The sequence below is a fragment of the Xenorhabdus vietnamensis genome, from assembly GCF_002127535.1.
GTDB classification, from domain to species: domain Bacteria; phylum Pseudomonadota; class Gammaproteobacteria; order Enterobacterales; family Enterobacteriaceae; genus Xenorhabdus; species Xenorhabdus vietnamensis.
This window is the reverse complement of the sequence record NZ_MUBJ01000036.1, coordinates 1-21,342: the sequence shown is the minus strand read 5'-3', so window position 1 is coordinate 21,342 and position 21,342 is coordinate 1. Positions and strand designations below refer to the sequence as shown.

Genomic DNA, 21,342 nt, shown 5'->3' with positions numbered 1-21,342 from the left:
AGACTGGAGACGGCGGCATCAATACCGGGCGCAACTATGTCACTATCGCCGCCGGGGAGATCATCGGCTTACAGCGCAATTACGGCTGTAGTACTAGTACTACAGCCGTAATCATCCCAAAATTAACGTGTTATCTGATAATCAATAAACTGAGAAACCGTATCATTTCAAGCTGTTCTACGGGCATATTTCCGATTGAGAAAAACAAATACGGCTGTAGTACTAGATAGTGCCGTCATGAGTTTATTTGTGTAATACTAACCTTCTGGTTATAAGTATTGTCCTTTACGCAACATTGAAACGAGTTCTATCCCCGCTAAAATCGTCTAGGTCCTAAAGCCTAACATCGGCCGTATCCGACGTTTAATGTTTCGATGATCTTGCTCAATGAGATTATTGAGGTATTTGCTCTGCCTCATGGTGATGGTTTCTTCTTCGGGTTTATCGGCGTTGAGCGTAGCCAGTGCGGCGGTGTTCGCCCCACTTTTATCAATGGTCACGACCTCAGGCTTAGCATGATGGCGAATCGCCTTGCGAAAGAAGCGCAACGCGGCTGCGGTATCCCGTCTGGCTGTCAGCAGTCTGCCCTGCCGTATCGACCGCCCGGTACAAATATTTCCACTGTCCTTTGATTTTGATGTAGGTTTCATCCATGCGCCAGCGCCGCCCTGTAGGACGTTTGTGCCGACGGAATGCCTTATCCAGTAATGGCGTCAGTCGGATAACTCAGCGATACAGCGTGGAATGGTCGACCTCAATGCCGCGTTCTTCCATCATCTCTTCGAGATTGCGCAGACTCAGGGCGTAAGCAAGGTACCTGCGAACACACTGAGCAATGATCTCGATAGGATAATGCAAGCGCTTGAAGGCTTTTCGAATTAAAGACACGGGCAACTCACTCTGTAAAAGATCGCATATTACCTGCTCTTTCCTTAATGCAACAGAACCTTTCTTGGCTTGCACCGTCGAAAGAAACCTAACTTGACCAGACTTAGCTAAAGGAATTAGTTAAGATACCATGACTCAATCACCGATCATGGAGCAAAAGAAAAGCAAGATGACGCTGTCACTATGCTCCGTTTTGATTAGTACCACATTGGGGCATTAGGTTTTTTTGCTTTAGGAAAAACAGGATGAGAATGTTATTGCAAGTTTAAAATGCCCACAAGCTGTTAACTGTAAGTAATAGGTGAATACAGATAAAATATTACAACAATGTTGCTGTTATCATTTAAGCTAATCCTCCATTTATAGCTAAAAGGAAATAAGATATGCGTATTCGCTGTTCAGCGCGTTTGCTGATCATTAGCCCGTCTAATCGAGTATTATTGTTTAATTTTGTACATAATGACGATGCATTAGCCGGTCAGTCATATTGGGCTACGCCTGGAGGAGGCGTTAAAAAAGGAGAGTCTTTTGAACAAGCCGCTATTAGAGAACTTCGTGAAGAAACAGGTATCCGAAAAGATAATGTTGGACAATGCGTTGCTCAAAGAACATTTGAAATGATTCTCCCTAGTGGAGAGGCTGTTTTAGCAAAAGAACATTTTTATATCGTAAAGTTTGATAAAGAAGATATCAACACTACTGAATGGACTGAAAATGAAAAATCAGTTATTAAACACCATCATTGGTGGGAAATAGACCAACTTATCAATACGTTGGAGACTGTTTATCCCAATAATATACCAGAAATATTTTCTACCGCGGTAAAAAACAATATCCTTCAGGAGCCATGACAGGGCTCCTGAATCTTTCTTCCAAATATTTCTTCTGAGCGAGATTGAAACGTGACTAATGCTTCAATCATATCGTCATTATTTAAAGAACGTTGGGATTTCTTTTCCATCGGCTTTTTACACTTACGTGATGAACCATCACCAGCAGGAATGCTTTGTGAGCGGTTATTATCCCCAGAGCGGACATTACAACTTTGCTATTACAACTTATGATCGCATAAATGTATATCATGTTAAATTTAATGGCATTCAAATTAACTATCATCAGATAGACTTTTTCAGTCAATTGGCTTCTTTTCCCCTGCTTGGCTCTTGCTCTTTTACGTGTTAGAAATTTAATAACTTAGCATAATGAATCGTTATCATATTGTCGGAGACTGAAACTTCCCAAAAAGCTTCAGTCATGAAAACATCAAAGCATGCAGTTAATCGCCGCGTTACAGATAGAACCTATAATCCTTTTAATAACAATCGTGTTTTTTGTTCACTGATTCATTGAATAGTCACACTTCCTTTCAAGATACTTCTTTGTTTCAATAACCATTTATCTAGTTCATTTGCGAACCGCTGGCGATCACGTTGGTTTAAAAGAGCCGGCCCTCCCGTTTGGATTCCACTCGCTCGCATCGTATCCATAAAATCACGCATATTCAGGCGTTCACGTATTGTCGCTTCACTATAACGTTCACCGTGTGGATTGAGTGCTATTGCACCTTTTTCAATCACTTCAGCGGCAAACTGAACATGTAGCTTTACATTATGAGTTTCCTGCTTCACTTTAGCCATTTAATAAGCTAAAAATCATCTTCAACTCAATAAGTGAGGTTGCGTTAATGAACCAAGCCTGTATGAAATGTGAAAAAAGTATCTATTGCTCTTATCAATGTAGGAGCAATAAACACGATGAAAAATAATAAAATCATCATTGTTGGTGCAGGTTTTGTAGGTACAACACTGGCATGGTACTTATCCAATCACCATAAGGGAGACGTTATCCTTATTGATAAAGGATTGGCTGGTAACGGAGTGACTAAACAGGCCTTTGCATGGCTTAATGTCTCTTATGGCAGACCGGATGCTTACAGTAAGCTTAGGCAACAGGCACTCAAGGAGTGGCATTATCTCGATAAACAGACAAACGGAAAATTGAATGTAAATTGGTCAGGTGCTATCAGCTGGCAGGAAACTGAATCTGCCACTCGTGAATTTATCGATGCTTATAGTGAATCGGGTTTTAATATCAAAGCCCTGACAAAAACCGAACTTCAGGCACTGGAACCTCAGCTTACAACTCTTCCGGAACTTGCTGCTTTTGCTACGGAAGAAGGTGCCGTTGATCCCCTTCATGCAACACAAGTGCTTTTGCAGGAAGCCCTGAGCAATGGTGTCACTTACTTGACGGAAATGGAAGTGACTGCCATTAACCATAATGGCAAACAGATTCTCGGAGTTACTACATCGCAGGGTGTCATCTGCGCCGATCAGGTTGTTCTCACTGCCGGTGTCGGTACAATTTCTCTGATGGAAAAATTGGGTGAACAGCTCCCCTTATCTGCTTCCCCTTCTATCATCGCCCAGTATCAACATCAGGCTGAAACCCCTTTTGTGCACCACATTATCTCAACCCCTGATATGGAAGTACGTCCGATATCAGGAACGACTTTGCTTGCAGCAGAAGATTATTTGAGCGATATACCTGAACACAGTGCTATATGTATTGCAAAAAATGCCTTAACTGTCATAAAGAAAGCTTTTATAGGCAGCACCAGTCTATGTTTAGAAAAGGCTTCTGTTGGTATGCGTCCGATTCCTGAAGATGAAATGCCCATCGTCGGAAAGGTGTCTGATTATCTTGGTTTATATATGATCAGTATGCATGCGGCAATTACACTTGCACCACTGATATGCCGACTGGTGCGGGAAGAAATAATAAATGGCACAGAACAAGCTGAGTTAAGCCCTTATCGGCTAACACGCTTTGCTGCAAAGAGTTGACTCGAACATTTTCACATTTACAGCAAAAGTCTTTTGTACTAATCAGTCTTTTTAGCGAAAGTTTGAGAAGCATAATAGCCCATATACGTAAATCAAAATGAACGAAAAATGAGGATGTTATGCTTTTTGAACGTTATTCTCTGAATGGTCTGTCGTTATCTAATCGTATTGTTATGCCTCCAATGACCCGTTCGCGGGCGGGAACAGGCGATGTAGCTACTGATTTGATGGCTGAATATTATGCACAACGCGCCAGTGCAGGATTGAATCAGCGAAGATACACAAATCAGCCAACAGGGACAAGGATATGCCTAGACGCCAGGTATTTATAAACCTGAACATGTAATAGCATGGAAAGAAGTAACAGATACGGTGCATATGGCAGGTGGAAAAATCTTTGCTCAATTATGGCATGTGGGACGTGTTTCACATACTGTTCTCCAGCCTAATAATTCTGCACCTGTTTCTTCTCCTGCCCTTCAAGCGAAAGGGGTAAAAGTTTTTGTGGATGTGAAAGGCCGTGGGCCTGAACATGGTACCGGTGAAATGGTACAACACTCGCAGCCACGAGCGCTGACTCTCGATGAAATTCCAAATATCGTAAATGATTATGTTCAAGCGGCAAATAATGCGATTGCAGCAGGTTTTGATGGCGTAGAGCTTCATGCAGCTAATGGTTATCTTATTAATCAGTTTATTGATTCTCAGACTAACCTGCGGGATGACGAGTATGGTGGAACTTTAGAAAATCGTTTGCGTTTCTTGAGAGACGTCGCTACGTCAGTCGCCGCTGCCATAGGGAAAGATAAGCTGGATGTTCGTCTGGCTCCACTCACAACCCTGATGGGTTAAAAAGATGATACGCCTGAAGCAACTTATCTGGCTGCCGCAAGTATACTGAATGATATCGGTGCAACTTATATTCATATTGCTGAAGCTGACTGGGGAGATGCTCCTGTCATGCCCGTTGCCTTCAAAGAAGCGTTCCGTATCCTTTATCACGGCGCGATGATATATTCTGGAAAATACACATTGGAACGTGCTGAAGAGGCTCTGACTAAGGCTGGGCGGATCTGATCGGATTTGGTCGTTCTTTTATTGCTAACCCAGATTTACCCTATCGTCTTGCTAATGGGTTAGAACTAAACCAGCCGATAAGAGAGAAATTCTTCGGTGGCAATGAGGAAGGTTATACCGATTATTTGGCTATAAGCCAATAGCTTTTAGAAACCAATGCTTTTAGAAACTAATAGATTGTAGAAACCAGATGGATATTTTCCCACTCTCCTAGAGTGGGAAGTAAATTCTGCGTTGCCACTTAGGAATTCCCGCAGGAAGGTGTTTATATCTCTTGAATTATCGTTTTCAACGAGGCAGTGCAATAAATCCTTCTTCCAGTCCATGAACTTCCATACCTTCCGGCATTGCTTCCCCAACAGTGACGTGGCGAGGCACAGCCTGACGCTTTAAATCCGGTCGCCAATTTACTGTTAATTGCCCATTGCTATCGTGAATTAATGCTTTTTCTGGAATAACAACTCCCTGTTCATTACGATAAATAACAATATTGACCTTAGCACTCATACCGGGTCTGATGAGGTAACTCTGATTCATGGATGAAGTCACTTTAATCACAACATCATAATAAATCGCCGATCCTGGTTTGTCCGTATTCACACTTTGCATCGCAATGGTTTCAATTTCCCCATTCAGAGCGTGATCAGAAAAACCCTCCCCACTAATTTTTACTCCCTGCCCTTCTTTGAGTTTAGCGAGATCGACTTCTTCAACCTGTGCCAATACCTGATACTGTGTTGTGTCCATCACTTCCAGTAAGGGCATTCCTTCGGTAACCCGAACGCCAGTTTGAAGCGTTAAGAGTTTCCCATTTTCTCCCTGTGATGCCCTAAGCACGACACCCGAAAAGGGTGCCTTGATTTCTTTATGTGAATATTGTGTTTGTAGTGCTTGATAGCGGCTTGTTGCATTCTGAAGCTCCATTTCTGCAACACGTACATTATTAACACTTCCTTTTTGTCGAGTGGATACGAGATCATCCTGTATGGAAGCGAGTTCCGTAAGTTGTCGGCGAAGTTGCTGCTCAAGGGTTTCCACTTCCATTCGTGGAATAATGCCCCGTGAGAAAAGAACCCGTGTTTTTGCGAGATTATCTTTCAATTCCATAACCATATGGTTTGCATTTTCGACGTTTCTTCTGGCTCGGATAACTTCCTGACTGTTTTCCCAATCATGCAATTGGTCAACGACAGATGAGGCCTTGATCATTTCAACTTGCGCTTGTCGAAGCTCAATATCAAGCTTTCGGGTATCAAGTGTCACTAATGCTTGACCAGCGTTTACCCGTTGCCCTTCTTTAACCAAAACTTGTTTGATAATTGCATCAAATGGTGCGGGTATAGTTTCAAGACGACCGGATTGCAACTTGCCTACCAGACCTAACTGTTTCTCTATCAGGCTATGTTTTACCTCAATCCACTGCACTGATTCCTGATCTGGCGGTTTTTTTGAGGACAGAAAGACAACAAAACAGGTCGTCACGGCGACAAGTATGCCAGCAATGGCCCATCGATAACGTTTAGTCATTGAAGGTTTATTCATTGATCGTTATCTCCCAGCTTTCCAGTGTCGTACCAAGAATTTGATCCAGTTCAGCCTGAGCATTGAGGTATTGAATAAGTGTATTCAGACGTGCATCTTCAGCATTCCTCAGGTCAGTTTCAAAACTCAGAACCTGAAAGTTGCTGGATCTTCCAGCCTGTAATTTTTCCTGTTCAATTTCGAGTTTCTTTTGAGAAAGTGAGCTGGCTTTTATCGCTAATTGATATTCCTGCCAGCGTGATTCTGTATCACGGATAGCATTGATGACTTTTTGTTCCAGATTTATTTTTGCTTCCTCCAAGTGTAACGTTTGCTTCTGGACATCCACTCTGGCCTGCACTTCCACTTGTTTTTTTGTCATATCACCAATTGGAATATCCAACTGTACACCTACGTAATTTTCCCAGTTTCGGGTTTCAGAAGATGATGAACGATACTGGGATGTACCGCCAACCAGTGATAAATCCCAAAGTCGGTTATCTCGGGCCTGCAATAATTGAATATCTGCGATCTTGGCAGAAAGTAACTGGGTAAGGTACTCCGGCTGCTGAGACTGTGCCTTTTTAATGGATTGTTCAACATTTAGACTTACGTGAATACCTTTTAGCGTATCTGTAGCATAGATGGAGGTTTTGAGGTTGAGAGCGAGTAATTTAAGTAATGCCAGCTTTGTAGCGTGCACATTATTTTCGGCCCCTTTTGCTGAAAGCTCCTGCATTGCCAGATCAGCCTGCGTTTGTATAATATCTGTCTGTGCCATTCTGCCTGCATTAATCAACTCTTTGTTTGTATTTACTAATTTCTGCATTCGTTTCAATGAAGCAATGGATAATGAATGTTGTTCCTGAGCACGGAGTAACGCATGGTATGCCAGAATAATTTGTGTGATTGAATTGGAAATGGTGGCTTTTAAATTCAGCCGGTTGGTTTGTTCCCGGAGCTTGGCCAGTAAAATAGGGGCATTATTAACATCGGTTCCTGCTCCGCGTAAAAGAGGCTGTATCACAGTAATGCTGGCACCATCATTGTGAAGATTTTTTATCCCCAACCTATTGTCTTCACGCGTCCAGGAAAGTGCAAAACGCGTTCCCAAAGGTGTGAGTAATGTAGCATTAGGAGAAAGATTGGTTTTCCTGAAATTTGCATCCTGATTTTTCCCGGTAACGTAACGCCCGCTTAGCTGTAGCTTTGGTGTAAATCGATCTTCTGCTACTCGTAAATCAAATTTCTGGGCGATACGATCCAGATAAACACTGCGTATCGCGTAGTTATTCCTTAAACCAAGCGATATTGCGTCACTTAACGACAGGCTTATTGCCTCTCTTGAAGCTTCCCCCCGCAGACTGTAATCAGGTGCTGATGAAACTAACTGTTCCTGTTCAGATACAGCGATCCCTGTTTGTGGAACAAGGAAAAATAGGGTCAGAGAACCATAAAGGAAATATTTTTTAATCATCACGTAATGCCTGTACGGGTTCCATTTGTGAAGCTTTATGTGCGGGATGCAAGCCGGAGATAAGCCCTGCCACAATTGAACTTCCTATCCCTAAAGGAATGGATAAAGGTGCCAGAGAAAATGACCAACCAGAATAAAATACGAAAAGAATGGAAACGATGATACCTGCTAGTGTGCCAAGTATTGCACCGGAAAAAGTCAGTACGGCTGCTTCATACAAGAAAAGTCGCTGGATATCCTGAGGTCTTGCGCCTAAAGCCATACGCAATCCAATCTCTTTTCGTCGGGCTGAAACATTCATCAGCATGACATTTGAAATTGCAATGCCACCGGTGAGTAGCGAAATGCCTGCCAACCCGATCAACATAAAAGAAAAGGTCTTGCTTTGTCCTGTCTGCCCTTTCAACAGTTGCTGTGCGACCCGAACATCAATGTCAACCGCTGGGAATTTACGCTTAAGTAACGTCAATAAATCCTTCGCATCGGATTCAGTGGTGGCGGTTGTTATAGTGCGAGCAATAATGCCATTCAGATCAGTATTGGATGATATTTTACGCATGGCATTGATAGGGGCAATCACCACCGAATCCAGAGAAAAAGGAAAAATGGGGTTTTGCCCTTTTACATCAAAGATGCCAATTACTGTGTATAAATAATTGCCAAGCTGAATCTGCTTGCCAAGTACACGGGAGGAATCCCCTTCACCAAGGTTAACGGCGACTTCATTGCCAATGACCAGATAAGGAGAGTGCTGATCATAATCAGAAATAAATCGGCCATAACGAAGTCGCAATTGCATGACTTCTTCAAGTTCCGCAGAGGAGCCTATTATGGTAATTGTTTCTGTTTTCCCGTTATAGCGCCCGGGAGAAGAAGAATAGATCCACGGTGCTGCTGAAGATAAACTGGGAATAGCCGTTGTCAGGTCGACCATTTTAATTGATGCACTATCAACTCCATGATTATAAGAGTTCATATTTACTGTAATAACGTTGATATCAAGCCCGCTGAACATTTTCAATGCAGCCAGTGTGGCGTTATGCCCGGTATTAACAAATGCCACAACAGATGCGCAACCAATAGCAATACCCGATAAAGCAAGCAGAGTACTTCTTCCTGTTGCCATTAGGTTACGCCAGGCCTCTCTCCATATCATTAACACCGACATGCCATAGTTACCGGACTGACGATTATGATTATCAGACATGAATTGCCATACCTCTGGTTTCATGCAACTGACCATCAATCATCCGTAATTCACGCTGCATATGGTTCGCAACCATAGAGTCATGGGTTATTACGACTAGCGTCATCGCATTGTCTGTATGAAGAGAAGAAAGTAACACTAAAATCTCTTCTGCGGTTTGTTGATCCAAATTACCAGTAGGTTCATCAGCCAGTAGTAACGAGGGTTCCCCAACCAATGCTCTGGCGAGCGCCACTCGCTGTCGCTGCCCGCCGGATAAGTCAGCCGGATAATGCACGGCACGGTGTGAAAGACCCACCAAATGCAGTTTTTCTCTGGCTATTTTATAGGCCAGTGAGGTAGAAATACCGCGGTAAAGAAGTGGCAGAGCGACGTTTTCTGTTGCTGTCATTCTGGCCAATAAATGAAAACTTTGAAAAACAAAACCAATTTCTTTATTGCGCATTTTGGCACGAAGATCAGCATTGGCTGTTGACATATCAATGCCACAAAGAAAATATTCCCCGGAAGTGGGTTTATCCAACAAACCGAGGATATTCAGTAAGGTGCTTTTACCTGACCCCGATGTTCCGACAATTGCACAACTTTGGCCGGCAAAAATTTGTGCTGAGATATTTTTCAGAACGGGTATTGGGCTCTCTTCTCCATGTTGATAAACACGGGTTAATCCTTGCATATTGATAACAGGTGGCATCGATACTGTAGGCTGAATAGAATTTATAGGATCCATTGTTTTTATAATATCTCCCGCTTTGACACTGTTCTTTATCAAAGATAATAGCCTTTTTATTAAAATCACCGATTTTTTAACACTAAATAGTTAACAATCAAATAATAATTTTTTCGTCTTGAATTTATATTGTTATGCTATATTTATTTTAAATTAAAAATAAATTACTTAATTTGTGTTAATAATAGCATCATGATGATTTTTCATAAATTATGATAGAGGAAATTAGGTTTGTAATCCAGAATTAAATATGTAGAACGTTGCTAAATTTTAAAATTGTAATGTTATTTTGCAATGATTTAGTTTTAACTTGTATTGCTATATATGATTTCATCAGCGATACACTGAAATTTCAAAATAATCAAAGGAGTAATTTTATGTTTAAGAAATTATTAACGGTTGGAGCATTAGCAGCAAGTATTTCATTAACAATAGGAACTGCATCAGCACAAGTACAACCAAAATGTCCAGATCAGAAAGTACACCAAGCAGGCAATGAGTATATAAGACAAGTTGTTAATCCTTATAATAATTTCGCTAATGTATTTACTCGGTATGAACCTGATGTCGGGAAAAATATTAAATGGTATTTTCAAGGACCTTCTTTCTCTTGTACATATAATGGAACTCTCGCTTTTGTCGCTCAGTATAGAGGTGTGGCAAGTTAAAACTTTACCGTAAACCCTCTTGTTATAGGGTTTTCAGCGTGCTAACAAACCTCGTTATTTTTAACGAGGTTTTCCCTTTTTCATGAATAATAATATTTTCTATTCCCCCTTATTATTCTGTTTTAACTGACTTTCATAAATTCAGATAAAATATAATGGTTTTTAAATTTTGTAATTGTAAAACCATCTGGAGATGACTTACATTTAGCGCACATTATCAATGAATTACTTGATAAATCATATAATTAAACCGCTAATTTAAAAGTTATTAAAGGAAAGTCTTTATGTTAAAAAAACTATTAGTTGGTACGGTATTGTCAGCAGGTATTACATTAACCGGAGGAATTGGGGCTGCATCGGCAAACGTAACTATCCCCTGGCACAACTGTTATAACTCTCCTGAAGAATATAACAATGGCTTATATACTAAATATCTTGTTAAAGAGGGTATTGTTTTTCTTAATGTACGTAATGAAAATGGAATTAAATGGTATTTGAAAGGCTCTAAGAAATTATATAATTGCGGAATGAATGTTTATGTTGCTAAATACGAAGGTAGAAAATAATAGTAAAATTCTACCGAAAAGCCTCTTATCAGAGGCTTATTTGGTTGAAAGTTATTTCATTTCACAACGTTTTAAGATCAAACACTCTATGCCGATTTTTTGTCGTTTATTGCTCAGTCTTTTCCAACGGCCAAAATTGAGTTTAAGGCAAGATATTGAAGTAACATAATGGTTTTCCCATCCACTATTTCGCCTGTTTTTATGGCTTCCAAAGCTTTCTCAAATGACCATTCGAGCACTTCGATATCCTCTCCTTCGTCTGCTAACCCTCCTCCCATACTGCGACGGTTATGATCAGAATATTCAGCGATGAAGAAATAGAGTTTTTCAGTCACAGAGCCTGGACTCATATAGGCTTCAAAAACCTTTTCTACTTGGGTTATCTGAAATCCTGTTTCTTCTTCTGCCTCAGCAATTATTCTTGCTTCAGGAAAAGCATTGTCCAACAATCCAACCGCGGCCTCAATTAAGAACCCAGAATGATCCGTGATGTATATGGGAAAACGGAATTGAGTCGTTAAAACTACGGTGTTTTTGGCTTTATTGTATAAAAGGACGACTGCACCATTACCTCGATCGTAAGACTCTCGGTTCAGTTCTTGCATGTACCGTCTCTGCGTAAAAATTCAAACGTATACTTTTTGAGAGTATACCAATTGTTTGATAATAGCTATTCTCGGATATTACGTATTCTTGGTTGGTCTTTTTTCACGTTTTACGCTTCTTTTATTATGTGACTAAAAGCAAAGTATCATGCACAATTTTCTACACTTCAACCATCAGATTATTTCTTTTTCCTCAACTTATCAGTGAGTGTCATTTTAATAGATATTCTCAACTCATCGGTTGGTAAACCGAATTTTGGGTTCAAGACTATTCTGATGAAGTATATTACCTGTCTTTTGACGATAACAAGGCGGTATTGTTTACAAAAAATCAAATTTCATTTGCGTAAAATCCGCTTATCAAATCCATTTATTTTGTTGATAATCACATAAATTCTGAAATAGCTGGTTATATACTATTGGCTTTTCATCTCTCAGCAATACATTGAATATAGGTGATTTATGAGTATACCTTCCTTCGGCGTTGGTACTTTCAGATTGTCAGGACAAACAGTCATTGATTCTGTCACTAACGCGTTAGAATTGGGTTACAGAGCAGTCGATACTGCACAAATCTATGATAATGAGTCAGAAGTAGGCTTGGCGATTTCACAGAGCAATGTCAACAGAGAGGATTTATTTTTAACAACTAAAATCTGGGTTGATAACTATTCTAAAGGCAAGTTGGTTCCCAGCCTTAAAGAAAGCCTGAATAAACTAAAAACAGATTATGTCGATTTGACTTTAATTCACTGGCCTGCTCCTGATGGAAATGTTTCTCTCAGGGAATACATGGAAGGCTTGATGGAAGCAAAAGAGCAAAGTTTGACAAAGCAGATAGGTATATCCAACTTCAATATTGAGTTAACAAAGCAAGCCATTGATATAGTTGGTGATAATATTATAGCGACCAATCAAATTGAATTAAGTCCTTATTTACAAGGTCGTAAGATAACTGAGTTTCTGAAATCCCAGAATATTCATGTTACATCATATATGACACTGGCTTATGGAAAGGTTTTACAAGACTCAGCTTTAATAGATATTGCTAATAAACACAATGCAACAACCGCACAAGTTGCATTAGCTTGGGCGATTAAGCTTGGTTATTCGGTCATTCCATCATCAACAAAACGGGAAAATTTGGCCAGTAACCTGCTCGCTCAAAAACTTGAGCTTGATAGTGATGATATGGCTAAGATTTATAATCTTGAACGTAACGGACGCAAAGTCAACCCGGATGGATTAGCCCCTGTTTGGGATGAGTAATATCATTGTTACCCTTCCTCTTTTATCAGACTTTTCTCTGCCCTACAAACAACAAAATGCCGGCTCTTTATGGCGACCGGCATTACTTTTTAGCGAATATTTCCTCATATTTTTAACAGCGGCGTTACTTCGCTGAAACGAGAGTCATTATGCCAAGTTGATCTTTGCATAGACAGTCGATAATCTGAGAAAAATAATTGAATAAAATGCAAAAATGAAAATTACACTGGAAGAAATGCGAGTGTTTATTGCTGTGGTGAACTGCGGTTCAATAACCGCTGCTGCTGAGCAACTGGATCTGACTATCTCAGCGACCAGCCGAGCTTTATTACGTCTCGAAGAGAAAATGGATAGCACGCTGTTATACCGTACTACCCGACGGATAAAACTGAGCGAAGAAGGCGCCGCATTTTTGCAAAAAGCGCGTGAAGTTATGAGGCTTGCACAAGAGGCGGAAGAAGTTCTGATAAACCACAAAACCATTCCGTCCGGCATCCTACGGGTCGATGCTTCTACCCCCTTTCTGCTTCACGTCGTTACACCACTGGTTGCCCAATTTCATGAAATCTATCCGCAGATAGCTCTGGAACTGACCAATTACGAAGGTGTGACCAACTTGCTGGAAAAGCACACTGACATTGCCTTTCGTATTGGTTCACTGACAGATTCTTCCCTGCACGCGACATTACTGGGTCATAGTCAGTTACGTATTCTGGCGAGTCCTCTCTATTTGCAGCGTTATGGCGAACCCAAAACGGTTGATGAATTACAACAACACTGTTTGCTCGGATTTACCGCACCAGAAAGTCTCAACGAGTGGCCGCTATACCACGATGATAAAAAGGGGTTTAAAATCACGCCGACGGTTGCTGCAAGCAGCGGTGAAATATTGTGCAATATGGTTCGAAAAGGCGTGGGTATAGCATGTTTATCTGATTTTATGACGCATGAAATGCGAGAAAACGGGGAGTTTAAACAGGTACTGACTCACATCACTTTTGAACAAAAACAGCCGATTAACGCGGTTTATTACCGTAACCAAACGCTCTCTCCACGTTTACGTTGTTTTATCGATTTTATTAAAAACCACAGCCTAAGCTTTAATTAAATTAAAAATTATAGAAAAACATATATAAACATATATAAAAAGAAAGACACGTAATTTGCGCACCTTCTGCAAGAAGGTATCAGTTACTCTTTCAAAGTTCCTTCTGTTTCATATATCTGAACTAATACATTTCAGGTTCTATTGAGTACATTATGTTTTTTTAGTATCTCTTGAACTCTGTCTTGAGGAAGAAAGTACGTGACCGAAAATGTTAATGAAATAGCACAAGAAAATTGTAATAACAATATAGACGGAATATTCAGCAGAGTGAGTTGGAAATATAAATACTATATGTAATAAAAATTACAATTGTATTTTGTTGCATTCATATTTTGTATTGCGACATTTTGTAATTTAAATTACAGGCGCTCCAAAAAATGACGCAGTGCTTTATTTGTTTCTTCCGGTGCTTCAAGATTGACAACATGTCCAGTGTTAGGAATGCAAATGATCTCAACATCTGGAAACGCATTTTTCATAGCATTTGTCTTTACTATTGCAGGAAGCGCCTTATCATCTTCACCATGAATAACCAAAACAGGCTTATCAAAATTACGAGCAGTTTTCGTATAATCCTGTTTACCAAGCCAGCTTTGCGCTTCTCGCAAGACTGAACGAGCAGGCAATTTTGACCAGCTTTCAACTGTATTTTCTATAAGCTCAGGGTTGTTTTTATGTGCATAAGAACTAAAGATAAATGAAGCAGTATCTTCAGCCAATTCCCGTGATACCAAACCTTCATGGTTGAATTTGATAAACTCTTGCATGAAAATCTGCTGTTCATGCTGGGAGTAAGCGCCTATTTGGGAACCTACCATAACAAGAGCCTCTACCCGATCTGGAAAATGGTGAATGAATTCGGTAGCCATATAGCCTCCCATGGACATGCCCAATATCACGCATTTTTTTATTTTCAAATTATCAAGCAAGGTGAGGCAATCATCGGCCAGATTTTTCAGATCATAAGGTATATCATAAGCGGATGTGCGCGCTCTCTGGTCATAGGCGATCACACGATAGCTTGCCTTTAAAGCTTCTATTTGCGGCAGGAACATGGTTTTATCCATCATGGTGCCATGCACCATTACAATAATTTTCCCAGTACCTTCATCAATCATATCGCCATAGTAAGACTTCACTGAAATACCTCGCCTTTCATGATTTAAGTGTCAGAAAACATTTTGAACTAAGTATGGAAACAACTGCTTATATTGTCTATCGTTAAGTTTCATCTCTCCAGTGATAATCCAATGAAACTGAATTTAGTGTGAACACACCCTAGCTCTTGAACCTATTCAGCTCACCACAGGACAACTGTAGTGGTATAAGGATCTCGGACACTTCAAAAGCTTGCTAATGTTATTGACATGACAATGAGGTGTGACGATGAAATTGAAACTCACTAAACGCCACTATTCCGCTGAATTTAAGCGGGAAGCGGTTCAACAGGTTGTTCTTCATCAACAACGGGTTGTCGATGTCGCCCGTTCCTTGGGGATCAATGACAGCACGCTGGGAAAATGGATTCGCCAGTACCAGGCTGAAATACAGGGAATAACGCCTGTCGGCAAGGCACTGACGCCCGAACAACGCCAGATACAGGCATGAGAAAAGCAGGTGAAACGCCTGGAAATGGAAAAAGACATCTTAAAGCAGGCGGCTGTGCTGATGAGCGAGATGCGCAGTGCTGCTATTCGCTGAGCACCCGGTGGCCGATTACCGAATTATGTCAGATAGTTCAGGTGTCACGCAGTGTCTATTATGACTGGCGGCAACGCCCTGTCAACACGGAGCGTCTGCAGTGGCGCATCCGGGTTCGTGAACTGTATAACCAAAGTCGGGGTGTGATAAGCAGTCGCACATTGAGCCACCTACTGACCAATGAAGGCCGGTCCATTGGCCGCTGGAAGGCCAGACGGTTAATGCAGGAATGTGGTCTGCAAAGCCGCCAAGCGGGGGCTCACCGTTATCGCTCGGCAGGAGATGTTCTGCTCAAGAAAAACCGGACACTTTTTTAAGGCCATTTCATATTCCACCGGCGTTAAATATCGTGAGCTGACCGACAGGATTATTCTTAATCTGGTGGGGGAGTGTACGAATGCGTGATATGCGGATAATACTCAACCAGTGGAGTGCATGGGCCAGTGAGGGGAACAGTGATGTTGACTGGTCGCCCATTGCGGCAGGATTTAACGGTCTGGTTCCCAGTACCAGAAAGACCCGCGCCCAATGTTGTGATGATGATGGGATTGCGATTGATGCTGCCGTTCTGCGATTGAAGAAGCACAGCCCTTATTACTTTCAGTTGATCATCATGCACTATGTGAAAGCCTTTGCGCTGAGAGCGATGGGAAACAAATTAGGCATATCCCATAATGAAGTGGCAAAACGGTTACAGACGGCAGAGGGATTTATTGACGGTGTGCTGGCGGTATAAGGGGTGATTTTGGAGCGGGATCAATGCGGACAAAAAGAAATCATTAATCAGGTTGCGTAATTACAAAAGTCAGTATATTGTGATAAGAATCATAGCAATGTCAAACAGCTTATTGAATTTTCAGACCTCGCCGCGGCGGGGTTTTTTATGCCCGGAATTCAGATTTTAAAAGATGGTAGTCACCCGCTTTGAAATTGATAAACAAAACGGGTGATTGGTCAGATCGCATTTAAACAAAAATAATATAGTCTGGGTAATGTATCTTCTACCTAACCGATTACTTTGATTCTTTTTTTTACTAATCTTCCAATTTCCTTATTATTTTTGATAACTGATAGCGTATCTTCTATCATTTTGTTAACACATTCTGACAGCTTTTCAGGCAGTAAACTTTCTACATCTTCAAGCTGACATCCTGTTTCAATAATATCAATTAATGCGTCAGATGCTTTTATTTCTTTCAAGGGAGCACAAGTGGATGGCATAAATATAAATCCTTCTGCCTCTTCAATAGATATTAGTCCTTTATCAAGAGAATGCAGCACCCCCAAGATTAAAAAGCTAATAAACTTCTCTGCGTGTTTATCTTGAATGTTATAATTAAGCCTCATATTTCTCATGTTTATTACTCCAGTCACGAACTTTGTGGGTTACTCCAGCCACTTACAACTTTCACATCAAATACTGGACTACCACTTTGGTGAGCAAAATAATGAATAGACACGTGTTTTTTGTCAACCCGGCCATCCCTATAGATTTTATACCATTTTCCGGGTGCTTTTTTTCTTAATTTATCCAATAAGTATTTCTTTTTAACGGTGTTTTTAGTTACTCCATTTCTGGCGTTCTTAAACCCTACTGGATAATTTGGCGCATCCTTGATTGATGGGTAAAAGTGCTTAAGATCACTTGAATCACCAAACCAGCCTATTTTAGTGGGTGAGATTTGATATGTGTTTGTCGTCGTATCTGATGCTTGAAAGCTGTGCCCAGAAAAGGGAAGTGATACTAATATAAGGCTAAATAAAACTTTTGCGAATCGATTCATGATGCTAAATATCCTCAATATAAATAAGTTGGTTATAGGTATTCTCACAACAGAATTAGAATGACTTTGGTGTAATATGAGGCATTATATAAATACTCAATTAAACGGAATTAAAACCAGAATCGATTTGCTTTGGATAAAATATAAATAAATTAGATTAATAAAAATTATATTATTATTGAAATTTACAATCCAACTACCTAAGAATCCTCGGTAGTTCAAAATCCCCGCCAGAGTCCGGGATTCAGATGAATATTTCAAGAACGCAAAACACATTGTCATGGTGACAATGTTATCTTGCATCTGGTATTAGAGCGACGTCTCTAACCGTCAGCCTTACGAAATGAGGCTCAACTCACCGGAAAGATCGGATAACTGATCGGGGTAGGACATCATCAATATCAATGTTAAATCAAAGTATTATCTGTGATTTTGAGTGGTATGGTCAACTTATTGATCCCCATAGATAAGCCCATGTTCCCCGTTCTCAGACAATAGTTACTGTCTGACTAATGGCTGACATGGCATGTATTAGCACCAAACTTCAAATTTACAACTCAGTGAACCACACACTCGACCAATAGACAGATTTTATAATACGTCACCCTATTTTGAGGCGTATTAATTCTGTTAATGGTTATTCAATTGAGATAAGAGTCCGGCTTAAGGAAGATTAACTGGCAATTTAGCAGTAGGATGAAATTACCTTTATTAATAAATAATTAACCTCAGCTTCGTTTAAAGATAGCGATTTCATTATCCCGTAGATTCAAGCTCGGTTTTTTAGGTTGGAATGTATAAGCAATAAGACCGGCAGCAATTTCCAGCAAAAAACCGAGCTGACTGCGGTGCCTTGAATGCTCTATCTGAGAAATATTTTTGAGCTGGTCGACGACCGTTTCTATCAAAAATCGGCGTCTTAACATCAACCTATCCCAGAAAGATAAGGCTTTGGCTTTCATGTTACTCCGGACATGGGTGATTAACGTGACGCCTTCCGCTTCCAACTCATCGCATAAAGCCTGGGATAAATACCCTTTATCACCATACAAACATCCTGTGAGTCCTTTTGTCAGCGCGCTGACTGGCTGACGATCATCCTGGTTTCCTGCGGTGAGTTTCACGGCTAACAATTCACCGCAATCATTGATAACCAAATGAAGTTTAAAGCCATAAAACCAACCTGTACTCGTTTTAGCTCGTTGCGCTATCCCTTCAAATACCCGGTGGCGGGGTATGCGAAGATTGTGACAAACAGCAATTTTGGTGGAATCAATAAAAGCAATTCCTTGAGTGTGCGCCTTACGTGATGAAAGAAAAGCACATAAAGGGATCAGTGCCCTTTTCTTCAGGGTGAAGATACGCGTATAACTGACTAATCTGGGAAAATCGGCTGTAAGATATTGTTTTACATGTTTAATATAAAATGTTTTAAAATCACGATAATGACTCATATGAAATAAAATGAGGATCATCATGACTTCACTGAGAGAAAGGGACGCTTTGCGGTGCCGTTTGCGTAATCCATTTTCAATGAGTTGTTGATGCCAGAGAGGGATAAATTTTTGGTAAAAGTCATCGACGCAGCAGTAAAGTTCTTCTAAATTATACATGCTTGAGGATCTCCACGATTTTGTTTTCTTTAGCAAAAACTTTGATCGTGCCTCAGGTACTTTAGTTCCCTTCTCTTAAGCGATGAGACGGTCTTCCCCTCCTCAACAATAGCGCTCTGTGCCAGAATAAGAGCGCCTATTTTCCTGCTCAACTTCATTAAAGAGGGCAAGATCATGAACAAAGGAAAAATTATTGGAATCGATCTGGCAAAAACACATTTTTATCTTTTTACTCTTGATAAGGAAGGCAACCCGGCAGGGAAGAAACGATTATCCCGTGGTGAACTGCTGAGATGGTTGGCTCAGCAAACCGTGGCCATCGTCGCGTTGGAAGCCTGTGACTCGGCTCACTATTGGGCAAGGGAAATCCAGGCACTCGGACACCAGGTGTTAATTCTCCCTGCTCAACATGTTAAAGCTTATCGGCGTAAGCAAAAGAATGACTATAATGATGCCCAGGCAATTGCTGAAGCCTGCCAGCATGGTACGATCCGTTCGGTGAGAGTAAAAAGCCTTGAACAGCAAGATGAGCAAACTTTTCTGAAAATGCGGCGACGGGTGGTAGAAGAAAAGACGCAGCTGATCAATCATATCCGCGGATTGCTGGCTGATTATGGCATTATTTTGAAACAAGGTGCCTCTGCTCTGCATCATCTTTTACCGAGCTTGTTGGAAGACGGTGATCCTGCTCTGACGCCAAAGTTAAAAATACTGATGCAGCGTCAATATGCACGTTTCGTGGCCTTAGAACAAGAACTAATCTGGTATGACAGTAAATTGAGAATACAGGTAAAGAAAAATACAGTTTGTCAACGGCTCCAAACCATTCCCGGATTTGGTCCCCTAGTAAGTCAGTTATTCAAAGTTTGGATAGGGGATGGGCAACAATTTAGACGGGGACGCGATGCATCAGCGGCCCTGGGACTGGTTCCCCGGCAATTTAGCACGGGAGGCCGGCAGATATTGCTGAGTATTACAAAATGTGGTGACAGTTATATCAGAGCCATGCTAATCCAGGGAGCACGCTCCGTGGTTAGCCGGGCTGCCAATAAAACAGATGCGTTGAGCCTTTGGATTAATCGACTGCGAGAAAAAAGAGGGTTTAACCGTACTGTTGTTGCACTGGCCAATAAGTTGACACGTATTGCTTGGGCCATTATTTCCCGATAAAAAATCTATATTCCTAAGAGAAGTAGTCTGGAAAACGGTTAATGCAAAGTTATATCCGACTGGCGTTATAGCAATTGAAGATATTCCCAAAAGTCATGCATTGTTAAGAAAGCGAAGATGATGAAAAACAGGTCAAACCGACGCCCCGAAAACCTGTTGAGATTTTAGGCGATAAAAGCCAGCCGTTTAAGCGTTAAGGACGGAGCGTGCGAATGCCTCATCAAGGCCAGAAGTCATGCCACTTCACCAGTAGGCCGGATATACGTAAGCTACCTTGTTCTTTTGCCTGAGAAGCCCTCTTGCAATACTGGGGAAGACCATATACGAAGCTTAGGTTAATTAAGTGAGGGATTTATGTCTTAAATTAATAAGCTAGATAATAAACAATGTCCGTTTGATCCTGACCAATATAATATTGACAATGACAATATTGCTGTACCAGTAGGCTCTTTCGCATGGGCGCTGAGCCTGGTGTATTTAGGAAAGCAAGTACATCGTACTGGTTGGAATACCCCTATAGAACACATGCGCCTTGCTCACAAATCAGAAGATGGCAGTGCGGATGATGGGGCTGCTTATATTGAGAAGAGTGATAAAGATGGGTACTGGTCTCGTTGGATACCAACCCAAGAAGATTTAATAGCTTGTGATTGAAAATTGCTGGAATCAGAGTCAAAGCCAGATAATTGCATGCTGTCTTTTGCTCTTGAAATAGGAGTTGGCAGATATTCTAAAATAGAGCAGGATTGGGGATATCTTGCTGACGATGAATTTGCATCCGGGCCTGACCATGAAGGCTCCTTCGGTATCTTGACTAAATTCCAAAATAAAACTGATATTACGAATTTTTCATATTTCGCATGGATTAATGGGGAGAGTGGTTGGATTAGTACTACAGCCGTATTTGTTTTTCTCAATCGGAAATATGCCCGTAGAACAGCTTGAAATGATACGGTTTCTCAGTTTATTGATTATCAGATAACACGTTAATTTTGGGATGATTACGGCTGTAGTACTAGTACTACAGCCGTAATTGCGCTGTAAGCCGATGATCTCCCCGGCGGCGATAGTGACATAGTTGCGCCCGGTATTGATGCCGCCGTCTCCAGTCT

Annotated in this window: 18 protein-coding genes and 6 pseudogenes; 12 read left to right on the top strand and 12 right to left on the bottom strand. The window is 41.0% G+C overall.

What is annotated here, in order from left to right:
* Positions 1-329 precede the first annotated feature (329 nt).
* Positions 330-888: pseudogene (locus tag Xvie_RS18830) on the bottom strand (IS6 family transposase); the annotation flags it as partial.
* 383 nt (positions 889-1,271) lie between these two features.
* Here Xvie_RS18830 and Xvie_RS18825 point away from each other — a divergent pair.
* Positions 1,272-1,739, top strand: coding sequence for an NUDIX hydrolase (locus Xvie_RS18825; protein WP_086110672.1), 468 nt, complete (start codon positions 1,272-1,274; stop codon positions 1,737-1,739).
* On the opposite strand, the pseudogene Xvie_RS23410 reads toward Xvie_RS18825, so the two are convergent.
* Together Xvie_RS23410 and Xvie_RS18815 are read right to left on the bottom strand one after the other, a co-directional pair.
* Positions 1,727-1,912: pseudogene (locus Xvie_RS23410) on the bottom strand (ISNCY family transposase); the annotation flags it as partial. The gene Xvie_RS18825 and the pseudogene Xvie_RS23410 sit on opposite strands and share 13 nt — an antisense overlap.
* Before the next feature lie 319 nt (positions 1,913-2,231).
* Positions 2,232-2,483, bottom strand: a pseudogene (locus tag Xvie_RS18815) (DUF188 domain-containing protein); the annotation flags it as partial.
* Positions 2,484-2,642: 159 nt separating this feature from the next.
* Here Xvie_RS18815 and Xvie_RS18810 point away from each other — a divergent pair.
* Entirely contained in the window at positions 2,643-3,734 is a 1,092-nt protein-coding gene (locus tag Xvie_RS18810; RefSeq protein ID WP_086110671.1) for an NAD(P)/FAD-dependent oxidoreductase, read from the top strand.
* Between the two features lie 119 nt (positions 3,735-3,853).
* Positions 3,854-4,954 (top strand): annotated as a pseudogene (locus tag Xvie_RS18805) (alkene reductase).
* A gap of 145 nt (positions 4,955-5,099) precedes the next feature.
* Here the strand turns inward: Xvie_RS18805 and Xvie_RS18800 are convergent.
* From Xvie_RS18800 to Xvie_RS18785, 4 genes are read right to left on the bottom strand one after another with little or no spacing between them, the layout of a single operon-like run.
* Entirely contained in the window at positions 5,100-6,353 is a 1,254-nt protein-coding gene (locus tag Xvie_RS18800) for an HlyD family secretion protein (protein WP_086110670.1), read from the bottom strand.
* Entirely contained in the window at positions 6,346-7,809 is a 1,464-nt protein-coding gene (locus Xvie_RS18795; RefSeq protein ID WP_086110669.1) for a TolC family protein, read from the bottom strand. Before Xvie_RS18795 ends, Xvie_RS18800 begins: the two co-directional genes overlap by 8 nt.
* Positions 7,802-9,016 (bottom strand): ABC transporter permease, encoded by a 1,215-nt coding sequence (locus Xvie_RS18790; protein ID WP_086110668.1) that lies wholly within the window; start codon positions 9,014-9,016, stop codon positions 7,802-7,804. Before Xvie_RS18790 ends, Xvie_RS18795 begins: the two co-directional genes overlap by 8 nt.
* A complete protein-coding gene (locus Xvie_RS18785; protein WP_086110674.1) occupies positions 9,009-9,746 on the bottom strand; it encodes an ABC transporter ATP-binding protein in 738 nt (245 codons plus the stop codon). The genes Xvie_RS18790 and Xvie_RS18785 overlap by 8 nt, the downstream gene beginning before the upstream one ends.
* Positions 9,747-10,123: 377 nt before the next feature.
* Between Xvie_RS18785 and Xvie_RS18780 the strand changes: the two genes are divergently transcribed.
* Together Xvie_RS18780 and Xvie_RS18775 are read left to right on the top strand one after the other, a co-directional pair.
* On the top strand, positions 10,124-10,414 hold the full coding sequence (locus Xvie_RS18780) for a hypothetical protein (RefSeq protein ID WP_086110667.1): 291 nt from the start codon (positions 10,124-10,126) through the stop codon (positions 10,412-10,414).
* A gap of 284 nt (positions 10,415-10,698) precedes the next feature.
* The gene (locus tag Xvie_RS18775; RefSeq protein WP_086110666.1) at positions 10,699-10,980 is read left to right on the top strand and encodes an LCI fold-containing protein; all 282 of its coding nucleotides are present in this window, start codon (positions 10,699-10,701) and stop codon (positions 10,978-10,980) included.
* Between the two features lie 113 nt (positions 10,981-11,093).
* Here Xvie_RS18775 and Xvie_RS18770 read toward each other — a convergent pair.
* A pseudogene (locus Xvie_RS18770) lies at positions 11,094-11,692 on the bottom strand (GDP-mannose pyrophosphatase).
* Between the two features lie 355 nt (positions 11,693-12,047).
* Between Xvie_RS18770 and dkgB the strand changes: the two are divergent.
* The gene (dkgB, locus tag Xvie_RS18765) at positions 12,048-12,854 is read left to right on the top strand and encodes a 2,5-didehydrogluconate reductase DkgB (protein ID WP_086110665.1); all 807 of its coding nucleotides are present in this window, start codon (positions 12,048-12,050) and stop codon (positions 12,852-12,854) included.
* Between the two features lie 214 nt (positions 12,855-13,068).
* On the top strand, positions 13,069-13,962 hold the full coding sequence (locus tag Xvie_RS18760) for a LysR substrate-binding domain-containing protein (protein ID WP_086110664.1): 894 nt from the start codon (positions 13,069-13,071) through the stop codon (positions 13,960-13,962).
* Between the two features lie 359 nt (positions 13,963-14,321).
* Here Xvie_RS18760 and Xvie_RS18755 read toward each other — a convergent pair whose 3' ends face one another.
* A complete protein-coding gene (locus tag Xvie_RS18755) occupies positions 14,322-15,080 on the bottom strand; it encodes an alpha/beta fold hydrolase (RefSeq protein ID WP_086110663.1) in 759 nt (252 codons plus the stop codon).
* Positions 15,081-15,348: 268 nt separating this feature from the next.
* On the opposite strand from Xvie_RS18755, the gene Xvie_RS18750 reads away from it, so the two are divergent.
* The 3 genes from Xvie_RS18750 (at position 15,349) to Xvie_RS18740 (ending at position 16,399) form a co-directional block, all read left to right on the top strand.
* On the top strand, positions 15,349-15,570 hold the full coding sequence (locus Xvie_RS18750; RefSeq protein ID WP_086110662.1) for a transposase: 222 nt from the start codon (positions 15,349-15,351) through the stop codon (positions 15,568-15,570).
* On the top strand, positions 15,567-15,980 hold the full coding sequence (locus Xvie_RS18745; protein WP_086110661.1) for an IS3 family transposase: 414 nt from the start codon (positions 15,567-15,569) through the stop codon (positions 15,978-15,980). The genes Xvie_RS18750 and Xvie_RS18745 overlap by 4 nt, the downstream gene beginning before the upstream one ends.
* Positions 15,981-16,060: 80 nt before the next feature.
* Positions 16,061-16,399, top strand: a complete 339-nt coding sequence (locus Xvie_RS18740; protein WP_086110660.1) for an antiterminator Q family protein — start codon at positions 16,061-16,063, stop codon at positions 16,397-16,399.
* A 269-nt stretch (positions 16,400-16,668) separates the two neighbouring features.
* Here Xvie_RS18740 and Xvie_RS18735 read toward each other — a convergent pair whose 3' ends face one another.
* The 3 genes from Xvie_RS18735 to Xvie_RS18725 all read right to left on the bottom strand — a co-directional run bounded on the left by Xvie_RS18735 (position 16,669) and on the right by Xvie_RS18725 (position 19,060).
* Complete coding sequence (locus Xvie_RS18735; RefSeq protein ID WP_244175734.1) at positions 16,669-17,019, bottom strand: DUF3969 family protein; 351 nt, start codon at positions 17,017-17,019, stop codon at positions 16,669-16,671.
* 14 nt (positions 17,020-17,033) lie between these two features.
* Positions 17,034-17,447 (bottom strand): hypothetical protein, encoded by a 414-nt coding sequence (locus tag Xvie_RS18730; protein ID WP_086110659.1) that lies wholly within the window; start codon positions 17,445-17,447, stop codon positions 17,034-17,036.
* Between the two features lie 728 nt (positions 17,448-18,175).
* Positions 18,176-19,060 (bottom strand): IS982 family transposase, encoded by an 885-nt coding sequence (locus Xvie_RS18725; protein WP_086110658.1) that lies wholly within the window; start codon positions 19,058-19,060, stop codon positions 18,176-18,178.
* A 174-nt stretch (positions 19,061-19,234) separates the two neighbouring features.
* Between Xvie_RS18725 and Xvie_RS18720 the strand changes: the two genes are divergently transcribed.
* Both Xvie_RS18720 and Xvie_RS26720 read left to right on the top strand, forming a co-directional pair.
* A complete protein-coding gene (locus Xvie_RS18720) occupies positions 19,235-20,230 on the top strand; it encodes an IS110 family RNA-guided transposase (protein ID WP_086110657.1) in 996 nt (331 codons plus the stop codon).
* A 363-nt stretch (positions 20,231-20,593) separates the two neighbouring features.
* Positions 20,594-21,097, top strand: a pseudogene (locus tag Xvie_RS26720) (Thoeris anti-defense Tad2 family protein); the annotation flags it as partial.
* Between the last annotated feature and the right edge of the window lie 245 nt (positions 21,098-21,342).

Bases quoted from the DNA above. Each gene is read 5' to 3' on its own strand.
- Xvie_RS18745 (WP_086110661.1), top strand. From the start codon at position 15,567: ATGAGAAAAGCAGGTGAAACGCCTGGAAATGGAAAAAGACATCTTAAA.
- Xvie_RS18775 (WP_086110666.1), top strand. From the start codon at position 10,699: ATGTTAAAAAAACTATTAGTTGGTACGGTATTGTCAGCAGGTATTACA.
- Xvie_RS18795 (WP_086110669.1), bottom strand. From the start codon at position 7,809: ATGATTAAAAAATATTTCCTTTATGGTTCTCTGACCCTATTTTTCCTT.
- Xvie_RS18725 (WP_086110658.1), bottom strand. From the start codon at position 19,060: ATGTATAATTTAGAAGAACTTTACTGCTGCGTCGATGACTTTTACCAA.
- Xvie_RS18740 (WP_086110660.1), top strand. From the start codon at position 16,061: ATGCGTGATATGCGGATAATACTCAACCAGTGGAGTGCATGGGCCAGT.
- Xvie_RS18720 (WP_086110657.1), top strand. From the start codon at position 19,235: ATGAACAAAGGAAAAATTATTGGAATCGATCTGGCAAAAACACATTTT.
- Xvie_RS18825 (WP_086110672.1), top strand. From the start codon at position 1,272: ATGCGTATTCGCTGTTCAGCGCGTTTGCTGATCATTAGCCCGTCTAAT.
- Xvie_RS18780 (WP_086110667.1), top strand. From the start codon at position 10,124: ATGTTTAAGAAATTATTAACGGTTGGAGCATTAGCAGCAAGTATTTCA.
- Xvie_RS18750 (WP_086110662.1), top strand. From the start codon at position 15,349: ATGAAATTGAAACTCACTAAACGCCACTATTCCGCTGAATTTAAGCGG.
- Xvie_RS18785 (WP_086110674.1), bottom strand. From the start codon at position 9,746: ATGGATCCTATAAATTCTATTCAGCCTACAGTATCGATGCCACCTGTT.
- dkgB (WP_086110665.1), top strand. From the start codon at position 12,048: ATGAGTATACCTTCCTTCGGCGTTGGTACTTTCAGATTGTCAGGACAA.
- Xvie_RS18790 (WP_086110668.1), bottom strand. From the start codon at position 9,016: ATGTCTGATAATCATAATCGTCAGTCCGGTAACTATGGCATGTCGGTG.
- Xvie_RS18810 (WP_086110671.1), top strand. From the start codon at position 2,643: ATGAAAAATAATAAAATCATCATTGTTGGTGCAGGTTTTGTAGGTACA.
- Xvie_RS18800 (WP_086110670.1), bottom strand. From the start codon at position 6,353: ATGAATAAACCTTCAATGACTAAACGTTATCGATGGGCCATTGCTGGC.
- Xvie_RS18755 (WP_086110663.1), bottom strand. From the start codon at position 15,080: ATGATTGATGAAGGTACTGGGAAAATTATTGTAATGGTGCATGGCACC.
- Xvie_RS18760 (WP_086110664.1), top strand. From the start codon at position 13,069: ATGAAAATTACACTGGAAGAAATGCGAGTGTTTATTGCTGTGGTGAAC.
- Xvie_RS18735 (WP_244175734.1), bottom strand. From the start codon at position 17,019: ATGAGAAATATGAGGCTTAATTATAACATTCAAGATAAACACGCAGAG.
- Xvie_RS18730 (WP_086110659.1), bottom strand. From the start codon at position 17,447: ATGAATCGATTCGCAAAAGTTTTATTTAGCCTTATATTAGTATCACTT.